Below are 16217 nucleotides of genomic sequence, written 5' to 3'. Positions count from 1 at the left end.
CACTCACTCCTCTTCGAGGAGCATCGTCTTGAGGTCGGCGAGGCTGCGGCTGATCAGGCGGGAGACGTGCATCTGGGAGATGTCCATCAGCTCGGCGATCTCGGTCTGCGTCTTGTTGCCGAAGTACCGGTACAGCAGGATCGTGCGCTCCCGGTCGGGCAGCTTCTCGATCATCGGGCGCAGGGCGTTGCGATCGACGACCAGCTCGATCTCCGGGTCCTCGTCGCCGATCAGGTCGCCGAGCGTCTCGCCACCGTCCTCGTCGCTCACCGGGGAGTCGAGTGACACCGGACGGTACGCGTCGGAGGCGCCGATCACCTCGATGGCCTCCTCCTCGGAGACACCGAGGAGCTGGGCCACCTCCGCCACCGTCGGGGCCCGGCCGTGCTCCCGCAGGAACTCCTGGCGGGCGCCCCGCAGCGCGAGCCGGAGCTCCTGCAGCTGGCGCGGCATCCGCATGGTCCAGGTACGGTCACGGAAGTGCCGCTTCACCTCGCCGGTCATCGTGGGGGCGGCGTACGCCACGAAGCGCTGGCCGACCTCGGGGTCGAAGCGGTTGATGGCCTTGACCAGGCCCAGCATGGCGGCCTGCTCGATGTCCTCCTGCGGCTCACCGCGGCGCGCGTAGCGGCCGGCGATGTAGCGGGCGAGCGGGACATGCATCACGACGAGCTCGGAGCGGATCTCCTCACGTCTCCGGTCCTGCGGCTCCAGCCGGGACAGCTCGTTGAGCAGCTCCTCGGCTCGGCCGTCGTCAAGGTCATGTTGCACGGGCACATCCTTCGGGCGGGTAAAGCATTGTCAGCATGCAACAGTTGCCAAACGGCAGTCAATATCACCCTGCGTACGGTCGCAATTACTCTGAGTATCGGGCGCCGAGTGTGAGACGTCCCGGTCGGGTAGTGCGTCTTCATCGACTTCCGGCGACGAAGGAGACATCGTGCCCAGGTCACAGATCAAGGACGAGAAGACCTACCAGAAGCTCCGCGAGCAGGGCGAAAGCAAGGAGAAGTCCGCGCGGATCGCCAACGCGGCGGCGGGCGGCTCACGCTCCGCCGTCGGCAGGAAGGGCGGCGAGAGCTCGCCCTACTCCGAGTGGAGCAAGGAGGACCTGGTCAAGCGGGCGCGCGAGATCGGGATCAGAGGCAGGTCCACGATGACCAAGGCCCAGCTGGTCAAGGCCCTGCGCCACCACTGACGAGCTCCCCCTCGGGCCGCGCCTCCCGGAACGGCGGCGCGGCCTGACGGCGTCCCGTGCCGCAGGTCGCGGCGTGCCCCGTCAGGCCCCATCCGTACGGCGTCCGCGGGCGCGGGCCAGGCCGCCCGTGGCGAAGGCCACCGCGCCCGTCCCGTCGACGAGCGCGACACGCCGCCAGCCGGGCAGGAGGGCGACCGCACCGGCACAGGTCGACGCGTGCAGCAGGTCGACGACCGCACCCGCTCGCAGGGCGCCGCGCGTCGGGCGGGCCAGCTCGAGGCCGCCCTGGAGCAGATGGCGGGTGCCGAGCACGCGCAGCACCCCTACCTGTGACCGCGTCGCCGGGCGGCCCGTGAGAGTCCCCACCACCCGGCCGGGCATCACGGTGAGCACGCCGCCCCAGGCCAGGCGGGCCATCGGCATGAGGTTCACCGGAGACGGCCGCGCAGGAGACCCAGGCCGGTCAGGCCCAGCGCCGCCCCGGCGGCCATGGTCAGGCTGCCCCGGTGCTCCGCGGCCCACAGCTGGTAGCTGCGCGAGTGGGAGCGGTCGTCGAACCTCCCGTGGGCGCCGAAGTCGTGGCCGTTCTTGCCGTCCGCGGGCTCCCAGAGGTTCGCCGGCTGGTCCGGGTCGCGCGGGCTGTCGGTCTGCTGCGACTTGAACCCGGTGCGGGCGAGGTAGCGGTCCAGCAGGCCGGGGATGACGCGGTTGGCCAGAAGAGTCGCGACCGTGCTGCCGCCGACCCAGTACTCACGGCGCCCCGGATGATCGGCGGCGTAGACCAGGGCGCGCGCGGCCACCTCCGGCTGGTAGATCGGGGGTACGGGCTGCGCGTGGTTGGGCAGGCGGGACTCCACCCAGTCGAACTGCGGGGTGTTGACCGCGGGCATGTGCACGATCGTCGTCCGTACGTTGCTGTGCCGGTGCAGCAGTTCGGTGCGCAGCGACTCGTGGAAGCCCTGTACGGCGTGCTTCGCGCCGCAGTACGCCGACTGCAGCGGGATGCCGCGCTTGGCCAGGGCCGACCCGGTCTGCACGATGGTGCCGTGGTCGCGCGGCAGCATGCGGTCCAGCGCCACCCTGGTGCCGTAGACGAAGCCGAGGTAGGTCACCTCGGTGGTCCGCTTGAACTCCGCGGGCTCGATGTCCACGAACTCGGAGAACACCGAGCTGAACGCGACGTTGACCCACACGTCGATCGGGCCCAGCACGGCCTCCGTACGCTCGGCGGCGGCGCGTACCTGCTCGTAGTCGGCCATGTCGGTGGGGATCGACAGCGCCTCGCCGCCGGCCGCGCGTACCTCGTCGGCGGCGGCGTTCAGCCCGGCCTCCCCGCGCGCCAGCAGGGCGACCTTCGCCCCCTGGGCACCGAACAGCCGGGCCGTCGCCCGGCCGATGCCTCCACTCGCGCCGGTGACCACCACGACTCGCTCCGTGCCCATGGACTCCCCTTGATCATTGCCGTTCGTCACACGAGAGCGCCTACCCGCGGTCCCCGGTGTCATGCGCCGCAGGCCGTCCGGCATAGCGCGGCGCCTCCAGTCCAAGCACGAGGAGACACGCGCGCGGCCCACGCCTCCGCCGCACGCCCGAGCCTGGCATCCTGGCGGCCAGTGGACCGATGTCGGCGGCCGCCGACCGGATCAAGGACGCGGCCACCGGGCGAGGAAGGGACTGAGATGAACACGGTGGACCTGCTGACCGACGCCTTCGGCCGCGTGCGCGAGAACGTGCACGACGTCGTCGAGGGGCTGACCCCGGAGCAGCTCGGCGCCCGCGTCGACGACGCGAACTCCATCGTGTGGCTCATCTGGCACCTCACCCGCGTGCAGGACGACCACATCTCCGAGGTCGCCGGGGCCGAGCAGATCTGGACCGCGCGCGGGTGGAGCGACCGGTTCGGGCTGCCGCTGCCCGTCACCTCCACGGGGTACGGGCACGACTCCGAGCACGTCGCCGCGGTACGCGTCGACTCTGCGGACCTGCTCACCGGGTACTACGACGAGGTGCACGAGCGGACCATCGACTACGTCCGCGGCCTCACCGAAGCCGACCTCGACCGCGTCGTGGACCACGCGTGGAACCCCCCGGTGACGCTGGGCGTCCGGCTCGTGAGCGTCATCGACGACGACACCCAGCACGTCGGGCAGGCGGCGTTCGTCCGTGGCGTCATCCTCGGGCGCGCCGGCGCTTGAGGCTCCCCCGGCGACGCGCGCCGGGTAATAGGACGGCACCCAACAACCTTTCTTAGGTCTGGCATAAGGCTCTCTTAAGGTCGCCGACCAGAACACATCTCCAAGTGAATCGAAATAGCGCCAGGTCAGCGGCCTGGCGCTATTCTGTCTGCCTTCACGCGAGTGTTGACAGCTCGACAAGGACATGTTTTCATCCAGCTCGTTAGGAAACTTACCTAACGAATGGCGACACCCTCCGCACCCCCCGCCGCCACTCATTCCGTCTGCGGTAACCGCGTGCGTTGTACGCACGCGGTTCACGCCTGCACAGACCGACAGGAACGGTGACTCTCAATGCCCCGGAAATCCGTTCGGTGGACGATCCCCGCTGTTCTCGCCCTCGCCGTGGGAGCGGCCCCCATCGCGTTCGGCTCCCACCAGCACACCTCCGGCACCTCCGTGTCGCTCCTCGCGAACACCAAGGCCGCGGCCGTCGACCTCACCGACCCCCACGAGAAGGACATCGCCATGCAGGTGGTGTCCAGCGCCGAGAACTCCTCGCTCGACTGGAAGGCGCAGTACAAGTACATCGAGGACATCGGTGACGGCCGCGGCTACACGGCCGGCATCATCGGGTTCTGCTCCGGTACGGGTGACATGCTCGAGGTCGTCCAGGCGTACACGGACGCGGAGCCCGGCAACGTCCTCGCCAAGTACCTGCCCGCGCTGCGCAAGGTGAACGGCACCGACTCCCACTCCGGGCTCGACCCGAACTTCCCCGCCGACTGGCGCAAGGCCGCCACGGACACGGTGTTCCAGCAGGCCCAGGACAACGAGCGCGACTCGGTGTACTTCAACCCCGCGGTCCAGCAGGCGAAGAGCGACGGCCTGCGCGCGCTCGGTCAATTCATCTACTACGACGCCATTGTCATGCACGGCCCCGGAAACGACGCCTCCAGCTTCGGCGGAATCCGCAAGGCCGCCATCGCGAAGGCCAAGCCCCCGGCGCAGGGCGGCAATGAGACGACCTATCTGAACGCGTTCCTCGACGCTCGGAAGGCCGCCATGAAACGCGAAGAGGCGCACAGCGACACCAGCCGTGTCGACACCGAGCAGCGGGTATTCCTCAACAACGGAAACCTCGACTTCACCCCACCGCTGAGCTGGCACGTCTACGGCGACGCGTACACGATCAGCAAGTAGGAGACTCCGGCGGTGGGTAACGGCTTCCCGGCCCGTACCCACCGCCGGGTAGTCCCCGCTCCCGGTCTCAGCCGGCCGAGGTGCGGAAGACCGGCCAGCCGATCTCGGTCCGCCACGCGGCGGCGTCGCCGGTGTCTCTGGGGCCGACCAGGTAGTACTCACGTACGGGCCCGGCGACCGCGAGCGCGTGCTCGGCGACGTACGTGCCGAGGGCGCCGTAAGAAATGTCGATGTCGTCGTGCGGCCCGCGGTGCACGGTCACGGCCAGCTCCGCCGCCGGGACGACGAACGGGTGGACGCGGCCGGCCGCCGGTGGCTCGGCCACCGGGACGAACACCACCGCCTCACCGCGCTCATCGGTGAACAGCGCGTTGTCGTACAGTCCGCCACCGGGCCCGGAGGGCTCCAGGTGGAGCCCTCGCAGGACCTGCTCGAGCTCGGTCATCGCGCCGTCGTACCAGCCGAGCACCTCGCCGAGGTCGACGGTCGAGCGGATCGCGGCGACCGTCATCGGCGGCGCCGCCCGCAGCTCGACCTCGATCGGCGGCCGCGCCGGCCGTAGCAGCCGGCGCAGCGACGTCACCGCGGACCTCGTCTGGTCGAGCTGCTCCTCCAGCCGCGCGAGATGACCGGCTATGAGCGCGCTTCTGGCGTCCGGGTCGCCGGTCGCGAGCACCGCGCCGATCTCGCGTACGGGCATCCCGAGGTCACGGAACCGGCGGATCACCTGCGCCTCGGGCACCTGCGCCGTCGAGTAGTAGCGGTAGCCGGTGTGCGGGTCGACCTCGTCCGGTTCGAGCAGCCCGGCCTCGTGGTAGCGACGCAGTGTCTTCACGCTGAGGTGCGTGATCTGGGAGAAGTCACCGATCGTGAGGCCCTTGCGCATACCTCACACTCTGGCCCCTCCCCCGGGGGGAGGGTCAAGCCGGTTGACCCTCCCCCCGGGGGAGCCCTGACGGTGGTGCCTCATCTGCCGAAAGGGACCGAAATGACCATCAGCGACTCGCTCGCCGGGCGGCGCGCGCTCGTGACCGGGGGGAGCAAGGGCTCCGGCGCCGCCATCGCGGCGCGCCTGGCCGAGGCCGGGGCGACCGTCATGACCACGGCCCGTACGGTGCCCGGCGGCCCTACGGATCCGGACCTGTTCGTGGCGGCCGACGTCAGCACCGCCGACGGCACGCGTGCCGTGATCGACCGGGTGGGTGAGCGGTTCGGCACGCTCGACATCCTGGTCAACACGGTCGGCGGCTCCCACGCGAGCGCCGGGGGCTTCGCCCGGCTGAGCGACGAGCAGTGGCAGGAGGAGCTCGACCTCAACCTGCTGTCGGCCGTACGCCTGGACCGCGGACTGCTGCCCGGGATGATCGAGGCCGGGTCGGGCGCGGTCGTGCACGTGTCCTCGATCCAGCGCCGCATGCCCCTGTTCGAGGCGACGCTCGGCTATGCCGCGGCCAAGGCGGCACTGACGGCGTACAGCAAGGGACTCGCGAACGAGGTCGGGCCGAAGGGCGTGCGGGTCAACACCGTGGCTCCCGGCTTCATCCGGACCGAGGGCGCGGAGGGCCTCGTGGACCGCATCGCGCGGGGCGAGGGCATCGGCCGGGACGCGGCGTTGCAGCGGGTCATGGACTCGCTCGGCGGCATCCCCATCGGCCGGCCGGCGGAGCCCGCCGAGGTGGCGGAGCTGGTCGCGTTCCTGGTCTCGGACCGGGCGAAATCCATCACCGGTGCCGAGCACGTCATCGACGGCGGCACCGTACCCACCATCTGAAGGAGATGTCATGAACGAGCTCATCCAGCGCTACTTCGACCTCGCGGTCGCCTCCGACCTTTCGCCCTACTTCGCGCAGTTCGCCGAGGACGCGCTGGTCGAGGACGAGGGCCGGGAGCGCCGGGGCATCGACGCCATCCGAGCGTGGCGCGGTGAGGTGCCCCCGGTGGAGTACGCCATCAAGGACGTCGTGCCGGACGGAGCCGGGGAGACGGCGCGCGTCGACATCGCGGGTGACTTCCCGGGCAGCCCGGTGTGCCTGACGTTCCACTTCGAGTTCACCGCGGACGGACGGATCTCGGTCCTCACCATCCGGCCGTGACATCGCCGGGGTCAGGCGTGACCGCCCACGGTCACCGTGCCGATGGCCGGCCGCGCCCTGGCCTCGAGGATCTCGCCGACGCGTTCTGCCTGGTGGCCGAGCTCGTCGTGCTGCGCCGCGGTGAGGCGTACAAGGGGCTCGACGGTGATGTCGACGTGGCGGCCCGAGCGCCGCTGGTGCCACAGCCCGGCGACGGCGCCGTCGACCACGAGGACCTGGAAGTTCCCGCGCAGGGCGCGATCGGCGGCGGGACCGGGATAGAGCAGCTCGGGCGGCTGGTTGCCGACCCGGTACGCGTAGCCGTCGAAGTAGGGCAGCAACCGTACGCACCGGGGCGGCTCGGGCGGCACGTCCAGGTCGCCGGCGGCCACCCAGGCGGAGTGGCCCTCGACCTCGACCCGCTGGAGCTCGCCGGCGAGGGAGTCGAAGAGATCGTCCGCCCAGCGGGCCGGGGCGCCTAGCCAGTGCGCGAACCTGCGCGGCGTGGCCGGGCCGTACGCGTGCAGGTAGCTCCGCACCGTCCGCGCCAGGGCGGGCCGTTCGGGAGCCGGCTCGAAGCCGGGCAGCCACCGGCGCGGGCTCGTGTAGGTGACCTTGCGGCCGCGGTTGGGGCCGAAGCACAGCACGCCCCGTGTCCCGGCCAGGTGCATGACCTGGCGCCAGCGCGGCCACATCGTCTGGAAGGCGGGCATGACCAGGTCTCCCGCCCAGGGGCCGGTGGCCTCGACCACGGCCTCGCCCAGCTCGTCGACGGTCAGCTCGGCGTCGCTCAGCGCCGTACCGATCGCCTCGATGACCTGCGCGGTCCGCTCCCCCGTCATTCGTACGTGTTCGGGGAACGGACTCGGCGAGGCCGGCACCGCCGACAGTGCGGCGACCCAGATCGGCAGGTCCCGGGTGGGAAGGACATGCACGGTGCCGCGCGGCCCGAACGTCTTGACCAGGGTGTGCTCGTCCCAGAGCGCCGTACGGACGTCGGCACGCGTGGCATCGGCGGTGCGCAGTCCGATCGCGAGCTCGGCGGCCGACAGCACCTGCGCGTGAGTGCCGGCCATGGCGGCCACCGCGGCGGCGGGCCCGGCATGCGCCGCGGACAGCCCATGACGCGCCAGCCGCCGGGCGCACACCTCACTCCACGAGAGACGCGGAACGGATTCGATCCCCATGACCGCACGGTAGGACGAATTCAGGTCACTTTCCGTCCTCACCGGGCGTTCGAGGGGTCGTGGTCGTCATGCGGCAGGATTCGCCGCGACCGGGTCGCCCGGTCGATTACCCGGCACGTAACGCGGGTGCTTCCGCGCGGTGCGCACGGCCTTGTTCGTTCGCGGGTGGCGACGGACAATGGCGGCGACGAGCGCCGAGTGGGGCGAGCCGGACGACGCAAGGTGAGCATCGTGACCGCACTGATCCTCATCGTATTTCTGGCCTGCGTTCTCGTGGGCGGCCTGGAGCTGTTCGCCGTGAGGCGCATCCGGGATCTGGCGGAGCGGAACGCGGAGCTCCTGGACCGGCTCGAACAGCGTGAGGGCGAGCTGCAGGACCACGAGCGGCGACTCTGGGAGCTCGCTCCCAAGAGCGAGGTCGACGACCAGTTCGCCGCGGCCGAGATGGTCGCGGACCAGCGGCACGACGAGGTCATGCAGGACGTCTCGTCGTTACGGTCGGCGGTCGAGGCCGTACCGGAGCAGCTGAGAGATCTCGAGAACGAACACACGCGGTCACGCGACCGGGCCGACAGGCTCGCGGCCCACATCGACGGGTGGGAGGCCAGGCTAGGTGATCTCTGGAAGGCCATACCCGCCCCGTTCGACGAGTCCAGGCTCGACGTCCTGCGCAGGTCGATCGAGGGCGCCCTGGCAGCCGGCCTGACGAAACAGCAGCTGAACCTGGACGCACTGGAGAACAGGCTCCGCGTCGTGGAGCGCTCCTGCGACCGGCTGGGCCAGCGGTTCGACGATCTCGAACGCACCGCACGCGAGGACGGTTCCCTGGCCCAGGCACTGGAGTCGGTCGAGCGGATCGCCGGTGCTGCCTTCACCTGCGTGAAGGAGATGCGGGAGGAACGTGTGGCGACGGCCGGCGAGGTGACGGTCCGCGCCGCCCTCCGCGTGGAGTCCGCGACACTGCGGAACGTCCTCGTGCTGCTGTTCGAGGAGTACGTGCAGGCCGGCGGAGCGACGGTACGGCTCAAGTGGGGCGCCGCGGATACGCTGCGCTACTACGTTGGGATGCGCGATCTCGGTGCCTTCGAACAGGACTGTGCCGCGGCGATCCGGACCTTCCAGGATTCCGTGACGTCCGCCGCCCAGGAGTCCGGCAAGCCGACCCCACGCGACCCGTTCTTTTCGATCCTGCTCAGCCTGGCCCAGGCCGAGTCCGCCTTCGCGCTGCTGGGTCCCCTGGTCATCGCCCGGAACGGGGAGGTGTTCGGCTGCGGCCTCCTCGACCGCGAGGGAATGCGCGCGTTCGACGTGGAGCGGTGCCTGGGCGATCCCAGTGCCGTGCCCGACGAGATGAACCGATGGTCCCCGGGCGCATTCGTGGACCTGTCCTCCCTGACCCGCGCCTCCTCCGCCGCCTGACGGCTACGGGACGCGAAGACGACCGGTGTTCCGGCGGGCGCCCGGTGACGGCCGGGTCGGCAGGAGTGCGGCCGGCAGCAGGCCCAGGGCGGTGAGTCCGGCCAGGACCGCCAAGGCAGGCCCTCTCCCCGGGGCCATACCCAGCGGCATCATGGTGGCCGCGACCGCGATGCCGAAGGCCGGGCCGATGTTCATCGCGGTCTGCTTCAGCCCGCCCACGACGCCGGCGTACCCGGGCGGCGCGTCGCCGACGACGGTCCCGGTCGTGGTGACCATCACGGTCGCGAACCCGGCGCCGAGCACGGCGAAGGTCGCGCCGGTGACGGCCCACGCCGGGCCGAGCCGGGACATTCCCACGATCCCGAGGACGACGAGGAGGATGCCCGCGACCACGGTGCGGCGCGGGCCGTACCGGCGTAGCGCGGCGCCGGCCACGGGCGCGCCGAGGACCATGAGCGCGGTCAGCGGGAGCACCCGCAGGCCGGCGGCGAACGGGCCGAGCCGGAGTACGTCCTGGAGGAAGAACGTGGCCACGAACAGCGCGCCGAACATGCCGCAGGTGGTGACCAGCAGGATCGCCATCGACGCCATCACCGGTACGGAGCGCGCCACGACCGGCGGCACGATCGGATGCGCGGTACGGCGTTCGCGCAGGACGAGCGCTGCCGCGAGGCCGATGACGGCCCCGGACCCGAGCAGTGTCGGAGCGGCGGTCCACCCGCGCGACGGTACGCCGACGACCGTGTGGACCAGGACCGCGAGCGCGGCCGCGAGCAGTGCGGCGCCGGTGAGGCCGATCCGCCGAGGTTCGGTACGTGGGGGCGCCGGAGACCGCACCGCGAACGTGAGCGCGGCGATCGCGAGCGCCACCGGGACGTTGACCACGAACACGGCTCGCCAACCCAGGTGCGCGACGAGCGCGCCCCCGAGTACCGGGCCGGCCGCCGCGGCCACGCCGATCGCGCCGGTCCGGATGGCGACCGCCGTACCCAGCCGGCCCGCAGGGTAGGCGAGCCTCAGGAGCGCGAGCGTCGCCGGCTGGAGGAGTGCGCCGAACACGCCCTGGACGACGCGCAGCCCGATCACCCAGCCGACGCCGGGCGCGAGAGCGATGCCGGCCGAGGCGGCGCCGAACCCGAGCACGCCGGTGAGCAGCAGCCGCGTGTGCCCGTACCGGTCGCCGAGCCGTCCCGCGATGACGAGGAGCGCGGCCACGGCGAGCAGATAGCCGGTGCTGGTCCACTGGACCTGCGCCACGCTAGCGCCGAGGTCACGGCGCATGCCGGGCTGCGCGACGATCAGAACCGTGCCGTCCAGCGCGACGATCATGGCGCCGGCAACGCTGACCAGGAGCACCACGCGTCGCCGTACGGTCTCGGCCCCTGTCACGAGCCCGTGGGGCCGAGGTGAGCGTCCAGGGCCGCCCCCACCAGCAGGTCGAGCCGGTCACCGTCCGGTGGCGCGCCCAGGGCGAGTCGCAGGCTCCCCCATCCCCACAGCTGGGCGATGCCGTGCAGGTTCGACCAGAGCGCGGCGGCCGTCACGGCCGGCGGCGGGACCGCGCCGGCCCGCTCCGGCCGGCATCGGGCGACGAGCCCGACGAGGAGCTCGAAAAGCGGCAGGCTCGAGTCCCGCAGCCGCGGCCGGTCCGAGGCGTGCTTCTCGCTGTCGAGCAGATCGTGCCGGAACATCAGCTCGAACATGCCGCGGCACTCCAGCGCGTACGCGACGTAGGTCCGTCCGAGGGCCTCCAGCTGGGCGCGCGGCGAGGAGACGTCGCGGGTCGCCGCCGCGAACCGTGCCCCGAGATCCGCGAAGCCACGGCGGGCGATCGCGGAGAGCAGGGCGTGGTGGGTCGGAAAGTACCGGCGCGGCGCCCCGTGCGACACGCCGGCCCGCCTGGCGATCTCACGCAGGCCGAGCGCGGCGGATCCCTCGGTCATCACCAGGTCCACTCCGACGTCGACGAGCCGGTCGTGGAGAGATCCCTCAGCTTCCATAGACACTGTCTACCACCCGCACGTAGACAGTGTCTACCGCGCGGGCGGCCAGGCGCCGCGTGATCGTCTGGGGCAAGTCGGGACCGGTGGAGGGCTCCTGCCCGGCCAGAAGGGGTACGTGCTGGGTTAGGGGCGTTCTTGCCGGGTACCGGCGGCAACAACGGCCCGACCACGAACGCAGGGGAAGGAGGCGCGGTGAGCGAGCCCGCGAACACCCGTCCGTACCAGGCGGTGGCCCACGATGGATCATCCACGGACGGCGCCTCGACCGGTGAGCTCGTCGCGCAGGCGAGCCGCCAGATCAGTGATCTCGTCCGTCAGGAACTCAACCTCGCCAAGACCGAGCTCGTCGACAAGGGCAAGCACTTCGGACTCGGCACCGGGCTGTTCGGCGGCGCCGGAGTCTTCGCCGTCTACGGCGGAGCGGTACTCCTCGCCGCCGCGGTCGCGGCCCTTTCGCTCGTGTGGCCGGTCTGGCTCGCGGCGCTCGTCATCGGCGTGGCGCTGCTGGTCATCGCCGGGATACTGGCCCTGACCGGACGCAAGCAGTTGCGCCGCGCGGTGCCGCCCATGCCCGAGCAGGCCGCCGCCTCGGTGAAGACCGACGTTCACGAGATCAGGGACCATCTCAGTGAGAGGCATCGATGATGGCGCAGGACACGCCCGGCGGGGATCGCCAGGTGACGGCATCCGACGCGAAGGATGACCGGGAGCAGCTCATCGCGGGGATCGAGCAGACTCGCCACGACCTCGCGGAGACGGTGGAGGCGCTGGCGGCAAAGGCCGACGTGGCCTCGCGCGTCCGCGGCAAGACCGCCCAGGTGCGCGGGCAGATCGGCGGGAAGTTCAGCACGCTGACCCGTACGGCGCGCGACCGGGCGCCGGGCGTGCGCGACCAGGTGAGCAAGGCGGGGCGGGTCATTCCCGAGCCGGCCCGCCGCACCGTGACCGAGCGGCCCGCCGTCCTGTACGCCGCGGCCGGAGCGTGCGTCGCGGCCGGGCTGTGGATGTGGCGGATGGGCGGGAGACGACCGTGAGCAAGAGCTCGAGCAAGTCCGACTCGATCTCCAGGCCGGTGTCGGCGGCACTGGGCATGGCCGGTGGCCTGATCGCCGGAATGATCTTCAAACGCACCTGGAAGCTGGTCGCCGGGCAGGAGGACACGCCCGACGCCGGCGACCTGGACCGGGGATGGGCCGAGGTGATGATCGCCGCTACGTTGCAGGGCGCCATCGCCGGTGCGGTGAAGGCCGCCCTCAACCACGGCTACCTCGTCCACCGCCAGAGCGAACCGGACGACGGCGAGGACGACTGAGGTATCCCGCGCCGCCCGCGTGAGAGCCTGACATACGCGATATGTCCGAGGCTCGGAGCGGTGCGATGAGAAGAACAACGGTGCGGGTGCTGGCCTGCCTGCTCGGCCTCGGCGTGGCCGCGGGCCTCTACACCCTGGGACGCGCGAGCGCCGGGCGGCACCCGGACCCGAAGGCCGAGTACGCGCGCGGGCTCGACGCGGGCCGTGCCCAGGGAATGCGGGAGGGCCGCGAATCCCAGGAGGTCGGCGCGCTGGCACCGGGCGTACGCGACGGCGCCAAGGCGGCGTTCGACGACGGCTACAAGGCCGGGGCGAACGACGTCTTCACCGGTTACGACGGCGGCTGGGCCTACTCCACGCCGTACCTGGTCACGCTCGCGCGTGGCGGGACCGGCATCACCTATCGGTTCGCCTCACGTACGCCGCTCCGCGCCGGCACCGGCTACTTCCTCTGCCCGCACGCGCCCGGGTGGTGCGAGCAGCCGCGCGTCAGTCGATGAGCGCCTGGTTGACGAGCTGCCTCAGCCGCGTACGGATCGGATGCGTGCTGGACGGGAGAAGCTGGGTGAGGAAGACGGCGGTCACCTGCTCGGCCGGGTCCACCCAGAAGACCGTGCTCGCCGCGCCGCCCCAGTTGAACTCGCCCGCGGAACTCAGTGTCTTGGTCTTCGCCGGGTCCTGTACGACCGCGAAGCCGAGCCCGAAGCCGACGCCACCGTAGGAGACCTCGGCGAACACGGGCCGGCCGAAGTCCTCCAGGTCGGCGTCGCCGGGCAGGTGGTTGCGGGTCATGTACGCGACGGTGCGCGGGCTCAGCAGGCGTACGCCGTCGAGCTCGCCGCCGCGCAGCAGCATCTGGGTGAACCGGTGGTAGTCGGCCGCGCTGGAGATCAGCCCGGCCCCGCCGAGCAGGACGCGGGGCTTGCGGAACTCGGCGCCGCGCATGTCGACCGGCACGGCACGGCCGTCCGGGCCCGGCGTGTAGAGCGAGGCCATCCGGTCCGCGCGGTCCTCGTCGATGAAGAAGCCGGTGTCGGTCATCCCCAGCGGGCCGAAGATCCGATCGTCTAGGAACCGGTCCAGCGGCTGCCCGGAGACGACCTCGACCAGCCGACCCAGCACGTCGGTGGCGACGGAGTAGTTCCACTGCGAGCCGGGCTCGAAGAGCAGCGGCAGCCCGGCCAGCCGGTCGACGACCCCGGCGAGGTCGAGGCCGCGCGGCGTACCGCGATCGAAGCCGGCGTTCCGGTAGATCTCGTCGACGACGCTGACGTGCTGGAAGCCGTAGACCAGGCCGGCCGTGTGGGTCAGGAGGTGCCAGACGCGCACCGGCTCGGCCGCCGGGCGGGTGATGGGACTCGCCGCGATCCCCTGCTCGTAGACGCGCATGTCGGCGAAGGAGGGGATGAACCGGCTGACCGGGTCGGTGAGCTCGAACGCGCCCTCCTCGTACAGCATCATCGCCGCGACCGAGGTGACCGGCTTGGACATCGAGTAGATCCGGAACAGGGTGTCGGTCTCGACCGGGGCCCCGGAGGCGAGGTCACGCGAGCCGTACGTGGACAGGTGCGCGATCTCGCCGCGGCGGCTGACCAGCGCCAGCCAGCCCGGCAGCCGTCCGTCGTCGACGTAGGGCGCGAAATGAGCCTCGATCCGGCGCAACCGGCCGGCGTCGAAGCCGACCTCCGCCGGGTCGCACGTGACCTTCAGCTCACCCATCGCCGCCTCCGCCCAGCCGGATCGTGGAATTCTAGAACAGCATTCCACGATCTGGGGTCACACGACAGTCCCCCGCCATCACGGCCGGAGATCAGCGAGGCGGCACGACCTCGGCGTGGCGGTTCCGCCAGAGCCACACGACGTCACGGCCGAAGGACCAGCACAGGAGGGCCAGCGCCGACGCGACGGCGACGTAGGCGACCGGGCGTGGCGCGACGTCCGCCGCGGCGAAGACCAGCACGATCCCCTGCATCGCGGCCACGGTCTTGCCCGCCCTGGTGCCCGGTAGCGAGGCGCGCAGCCACGGCACGGCCCAGCCCGCCGCCACGAACGCGTACCTCATAGCCCCGATCGACAGCACCCACGCGCCGAAGGAGTTCGCGACGAAGACGCTCAGCACCAGGATCAGGAACGCGTCGACCTCCATGTCGAAGCGCGCTCCCAGCGGCGACGCGGTGCGCGTGCGGCGCGCGACGTGACCGTCGACCGCGTCCAGGGCCAGGGCGGCCGCGGCGATGACGATCAGCGTGGTGACCGACTCCCGCTCCATGAGCGTCTGCGCCACGATGGCCGTCACGCAGCCGACGAGTGTCGCCCGTGCCAGGGTCACACCGTTGGCCGGGCCGAACGACCGGGTCCGCGACCTGCGCAGCGCCGACCGGAGGACCGCCCACATGACCACGGCGTACACGGTGCCCGCCAGCCATCCCGCGAAGCCGAGGCAGACGCCCGCCGCCCACAGAAGCATCAGCAGGGTGAGCTGAGCGCCCAGTCCTGCGGCCGGTGCGCGGCCGAACGGGACCCGCAGATCTTGTGTGACCACCAGGTCTCCCGGAGCAGAAAGATGGAGTTAACCAGTGCCGCGTATCGTACCTGGGCAGCCCGGACGCCCTAAAGATCCTGGAAGTCGACTATCGGGGGAGAACACGATGGAGTACGCCGCGCGCGCCTTCTGGCTGCGTGCTCCCGGCCAGGGCGAGATCCGGCCGACGGCCCTGCCGGGTCCCGGCCCGGACGAGGTGCTGGTACGCAGCCTGTACTCCGGGGTGAGCCGGGGCACCGAGACCCTCGTCTTCCGCGGTGGCGTGCCCGAGAGCCAGTACGACCTGATGCGCGCGCCGTTCCAGGAGGGCGACTTTCCCGGGCCGGTCAAGTACGGCTACCTCAACGTGGGCGTGGTCGAACAGGGGCCGTCCGCGCTGCTGGGCCGCACCGTCTTCTGCCTGTACCCCCACCAGACCCGCTACGTGGTGCCGGCCACCGCGGTGACGCCTCTCCCGGACGGAGTCGCCCCGGAGCGTGCGGTGCTGGCGGGGACCGTCGAGACGGCGGTGAACGCCCTGTGGGACGCGGCACCGCTGATCGGTGACCGGGTCTCCGTCGTCGGCGCCGGGATGGTCGGCTGCTGCGTGGCAAGGATCCTCGCCGGGATGCCCGGCGTACGTGTCCAGCTGGTCGACGCGAATCCCGCACGAGCGGCCGTCGCGGACGCGCTCGGCGTCGGTTTCGCGCTGCCCGAGCAGGCCACGGAGGGCCGCGACCTGGTCTTCCACGCCAGCGCCACGGAAGAGGGCCTGACCCGGTCGCTGGAGCTGCTCACCCCGGACGGCACGGTCATCGAGCTGAGCTGGTACGGCGACCGGCGGGTCAGCCTGCCGCTCGGCGAGTTCTTCCACTCGCGCCGTCTCGTCGTGCGCGGCAGCCAGGTCGGCGCGATCCACCCGGCCCGGCGTGCGCGGCGTGACTTCGCCGACCGCCTCGCGCTGGCCCTCGACCTGCTCGCCGACCCCGCCTTCGACGCACTCATCACGGGCGAGTCCGCGTTCGAGGAACTGCCCGATGTGATGCCACGTATCGCCGCCGGTGAACTTCCGGCGCTTTGTCACCGTGTCATGTATGACGCGGCAGAAGCCGACCCAGGAGAGTGAAC

At 71.4% G+C, this 16217-nt stretch carries 20 protein-coding genes; 11 read left to right on the top strand and 9 right to left on the bottom strand.

The features are described 5' to 3' along the window. Positions 1-3 precede the first annotated feature (3 nt). Entirely contained in the window at positions 4-771 is a 768-nt protein-coding gene (locus tag FB559_RS23055) for a SigB/SigF/SigG family RNA polymerase sigma factor (RefSeq protein ID WP_246121929.1), read from the bottom strand. A 169-nt stretch (positions 772-940) separates the two neighbouring features. Here FB559_RS23055 and FB559_RS23050 point away from each other — a divergent pair, with 169 nt between their 5' ends. Then, positions 941-1198, top strand: a complete 258-nt coding sequence (locus tag FB559_RS23050; protein WP_141957563.1) for a DUF7218 family protein — start codon at positions 941-943, stop codon at positions 1196-1198. 81 nt (positions 1199-1279) lie between these two features. On the opposite strand, the gene FB559_RS23045 is transcribed toward FB559_RS23050, so the two are convergent. Both FB559_RS23045 and FB559_RS23040 read right to left on the bottom strand, forming a co-directional pair. Next, a complete protein-coding gene (locus FB559_RS23045; protein WP_141957562.1) occupies positions 1280-1621 on the bottom strand; it encodes a hypothetical protein in 342 nt (113 codons plus the stop codon). 5 nt (positions 1622-1626) lie between these two features. Continuing rightward, positions 1627-2640: an SDR family oxidoreductase gene (locus FB559_RS23040; RefSeq protein ID WP_141957561.1), complete on the bottom strand. Its 1014-nt coding sequence runs from the start codon at positions 2638-2640 to the stop codon at positions 1627-1629. A 237-nt stretch (positions 2641-2877) separates the two neighbouring features. Here FB559_RS23040 and FB559_RS23035 point away from each other — a divergent pair, with 237 nt between their 5' ends. Both FB559_RS23035 and FB559_RS23030 read left to right on the top strand, forming a co-directional pair. Continuing rightward, complete coding sequence (locus FB559_RS23035) at positions 2878-3393, top strand: mycothiol transferase (protein WP_141957560.1); 516 nt, start codon at positions 2878-2880, stop codon at positions 3391-3393. A 333-nt stretch (positions 3394-3726) separates the two neighbouring features. After that, positions 3727-4575: a chitosanase gene (locus FB559_RS23030; RefSeq protein ID WP_141957559.1), complete on the top strand. Its 849-nt coding sequence runs from the start codon at positions 3727-3729 to the stop codon at positions 4573-4575. Between the two features lie 67 nt (positions 4576-4642). Here FB559_RS23030 and FB559_RS23025 read toward each other — a convergent pair whose 3' ends face one another. After that, the gene (locus FB559_RS23025) at positions 4643-5461 is read right to left on the bottom strand and encodes a MerR family transcriptional regulator (protein WP_141957558.1); all 819 of its coding nucleotides are present in this window, start codon (positions 5459-5461) and stop codon (positions 4643-4645) included. A 102-nt stretch (positions 5462-5563) separates the two neighbouring features. Here FB559_RS23025 and FB559_RS23020 point away from each other — a divergent pair, with 102 nt between their 5' ends. Continuing rightward, the gene (locus FB559_RS23020) at positions 5564-6346 is read left to right on the top strand and encodes an SDR family oxidoreductase (RefSeq protein ID WP_141957557.1); all 783 of its coding nucleotides are present in this window, start codon (positions 5564-5566) and stop codon (positions 6344-6346) included. Positions 6347-6356: 10 nt separating this feature from the next. Beyond that, on the top strand, positions 6357-6668 hold the full coding sequence (locus FB559_RS23015) for a nuclear transport factor 2 family protein (RefSeq protein WP_141957556.1): 312 nt from the start codon (positions 6357-6359) through the stop codon (positions 6666-6668). Between the two features lie 11 nt (positions 6669-6679). Here FB559_RS23015 and FB559_RS23010 read toward each other — a convergent pair whose 3' ends face one another. Continuing rightward, entirely contained in the window at positions 6680-7834 is a 1155-nt protein-coding gene (locus FB559_RS23010; protein WP_141957555.1) for a winged helix DNA-binding domain-containing protein, read from the bottom strand. 231 nt (positions 7835-8065) lie between these two features. Between FB559_RS23010 and FB559_RS23005 the strand changes: the two genes are divergently transcribed. Continuing rightward, positions 8066-9253 (top strand): hypothetical protein, encoded by a 1188-nt coding sequence (locus tag FB559_RS23005; RefSeq protein ID WP_141957554.1) that lies wholly within the window; start codon positions 8066-8068, stop codon positions 9251-9253. A gap of 3 nt (positions 9254-9256) precedes the next feature. On the opposite strand, the gene FB559_RS23000 is transcribed toward FB559_RS23005, so the two are convergent. Both FB559_RS23000 and FB559_RS22995 read right to left on the bottom strand, forming a co-directional pair. Continuing rightward, positions 9257-10642: an MFS transporter gene (locus tag FB559_RS23000; RefSeq protein WP_246121927.1), complete on the bottom strand. Its 1386-nt coding sequence runs from the start codon at positions 10640-10642 to the stop codon at positions 9257-9259. Then, positions 10639-11253 (bottom strand): TetR/AcrR family transcriptional regulator, encoded by a 615-nt coding sequence (locus tag FB559_RS22995; protein ID WP_141957553.1) that lies wholly within the window; start codon positions 11251-11253, stop codon positions 10639-10641. Before FB559_RS22995 ends, FB559_RS23000 begins: the two co-directional genes overlap by 4 nt. A gap of 195 nt (positions 11254-11448) precedes the next feature. Between FB559_RS22995 and FB559_RS22990 the strand changes: the two genes are divergently transcribed. The 4 genes from FB559_RS22990 (at position 11449) to FB559_RS22975 (ending at position 13068) form a co-directional block, all read left to right on the top strand. Then, on the top strand, positions 11449-11901 hold the full coding sequence (locus FB559_RS22990) for a phage holin family protein (protein ID WP_246121925.1): 453 nt from the start codon (positions 11449-11451) through the stop codon (positions 11899-11901). 32 nt (positions 11902-11933) lie between these two features. Further along, positions 11934-12290 carry a DUF3618 domain-containing protein gene (locus FB559_RS22985; protein WP_185792355.1) on the top strand — a complete coding sequence of 119 codons (357 nt, stop codon included), beginning with the start codon at positions 11934-11936 and terminating at the stop codon, positions 12288-12290. Continuing rightward, the gene (locus FB559_RS22980; RefSeq protein ID WP_246121923.1) at positions 12287-12568 is read left to right on the top strand and encodes a DUF4235 domain-containing protein; all 282 of its coding nucleotides are present in this window, start codon (positions 12287-12289) and stop codon (positions 12566-12568) included. The genes FB559_RS22985 and FB559_RS22980 overlap by 4 nt, the downstream gene beginning before the upstream one ends. A gap of 65 nt (positions 12569-12633) precedes the next feature. Next, complete coding sequence (locus FB559_RS22975) at positions 12634-13068, top strand: hypothetical protein (protein ID WP_141957551.1); 435 nt, start codon at positions 12634-12636, stop codon at positions 13066-13068. Here the strand turns inward: FB559_RS22975 and FB559_RS22970 are convergent. Together FB559_RS22970 and FB559_RS22965 are read right to left on the bottom strand one after the other, a co-directional pair. Beyond that, positions 13058-14287, bottom strand: coding sequence for a serine hydrolase domain-containing protein (locus FB559_RS22970; protein WP_141957550.1), 1230 nt, complete (start codon positions 14285-14287; stop codon positions 13058-13060). The two genes, FB559_RS22975 and FB559_RS22970, sit on opposite strands and share 11 nt — an antisense overlap. A 91-nt stretch (positions 14288-14378) precedes the next feature. Continuing rightward, positions 14379-15110 carry a CDP-alcohol phosphatidyltransferase family protein gene (locus FB559_RS22965; protein ID WP_246121921.1) on the bottom strand — a complete coding sequence of 244 codons (732 nt, stop codon included), beginning with the start codon at positions 15108-15110 and terminating at the stop codon, positions 14379-14381. Positions 15111-15216: 106 nt separating this feature from the next. Here FB559_RS22965 and FB559_RS22960 point away from each other — a divergent pair, with 106 nt between their 5' ends. Then, the gene (locus FB559_RS22960; RefSeq protein ID WP_141957549.1) at positions 15217-16215 is read left to right on the top strand and encodes a zinc-dependent alcohol dehydrogenase; all 999 of its coding nucleotides are present in this window, start codon (positions 15217-15219) and stop codon (positions 16213-16215) included. Positions 16216-16217 lie beyond the last annotated feature (2 nt).

Source organism: Actinoallomurus bryophytorum (genome assembly GCF_006716425.1).
Classification (GTDB): domain Bacteria; phylum Actinomycetota; class Actinomycetes; order Streptosporangiales; family Streptosporangiaceae; genus Actinoallomurus; species Actinoallomurus bryophytorum.
Note: the sequence above shows the minus strand (reverse complement) of the source record. Positions and strands in the feature narration are given on the sequence as shown.

What these genes read in the sequence shown, in the direction of transcription:
- FB559_RS23045 (WP_141957562.1), bottom strand. Translation starts at nt 1,621, where the DNA reads ATGCCGATGGCCCGCCTGGCCTGGGGCGGCGTGCTCACCGTGATGCCC.
- FB559_RS23040 (WP_141957561.1), bottom strand. Translation starts at nt 2,640, where the DNA reads ATGGGCACGGAGCGAGTCGTGGTGGTCACCGGCGCGAGTGGAGGCATC.
- FB559_RS23035 (WP_141957560.1), top strand. Translation starts at nt 2,878, where the DNA reads ATGAACACGGTGGACCTGCTGACCGACGCCTTCGGCCGCGTGCGCGAG.
- FB559_RS23030 (WP_141957559.1), top strand. Translation starts at nt 3,727, where the DNA reads ATGCCCCGGAAATCCGTTCGGTGGACGATCCCCGCTGTTCTCGCCCTC.
- FB559_RS23025 (WP_141957558.1), bottom strand. Translation starts at nt 5,461, where the DNA reads ATGCGCAAGGGCCTCACGATCGGTGACTTCTCCCAGATCACGCACCTC.
- FB559_RS23020 (WP_141957557.1), top strand. Translation starts at nt 5,564, where the DNA reads ATGACCATCAGCGACTCGCTCGCCGGGCGGCGCGCGCTCGTGACCGGG.
- FB559_RS23015 (WP_141957556.1), top strand. Translation starts at nt 6,357, where the DNA reads ATGAACGAGCTCATCCAGCGCTACTTCGACCTCGCGGTCGCCTCCGAC.
- FB559_RS23010 (WP_141957555.1), bottom strand. Translation starts at nt 7,834, where the DNA reads ATGGGGATCGAATCCGTTCCGCGTCTCTCGTGGAGTGAGGTGTGCGCC.
- FB559_RS22995 (WP_141957553.1), bottom strand. Translation starts at nt 11,253, where the DNA reads ATGGAAGCTGAGGGATCTCTCCACGACCGGCTCGTCGACGTCGGAGTG.
- FB559_RS22975 (WP_141957551.1), top strand. Translation starts at nt 12,634, where the DNA reads ATGAGAAGAACAACGGTGCGGGTGCTGGCCTGCCTGCTCGGCCTCGGC.
- FB559_RS22970 (WP_141957550.1), bottom strand. Translation starts at nt 14,287, where the DNA reads ATGGGTGAGCTGAAGGTCACGTGCGACCCGGCGGAGGTCGGCTTCGAC.
- FB559_RS22960 (WP_141957549.1), top strand. Translation starts at nt 15,217, where the DNA reads ATGGAGTACGCCGCGCGCGCCTTCTGGCTGCGTGCTCCCGGCCAGGGC.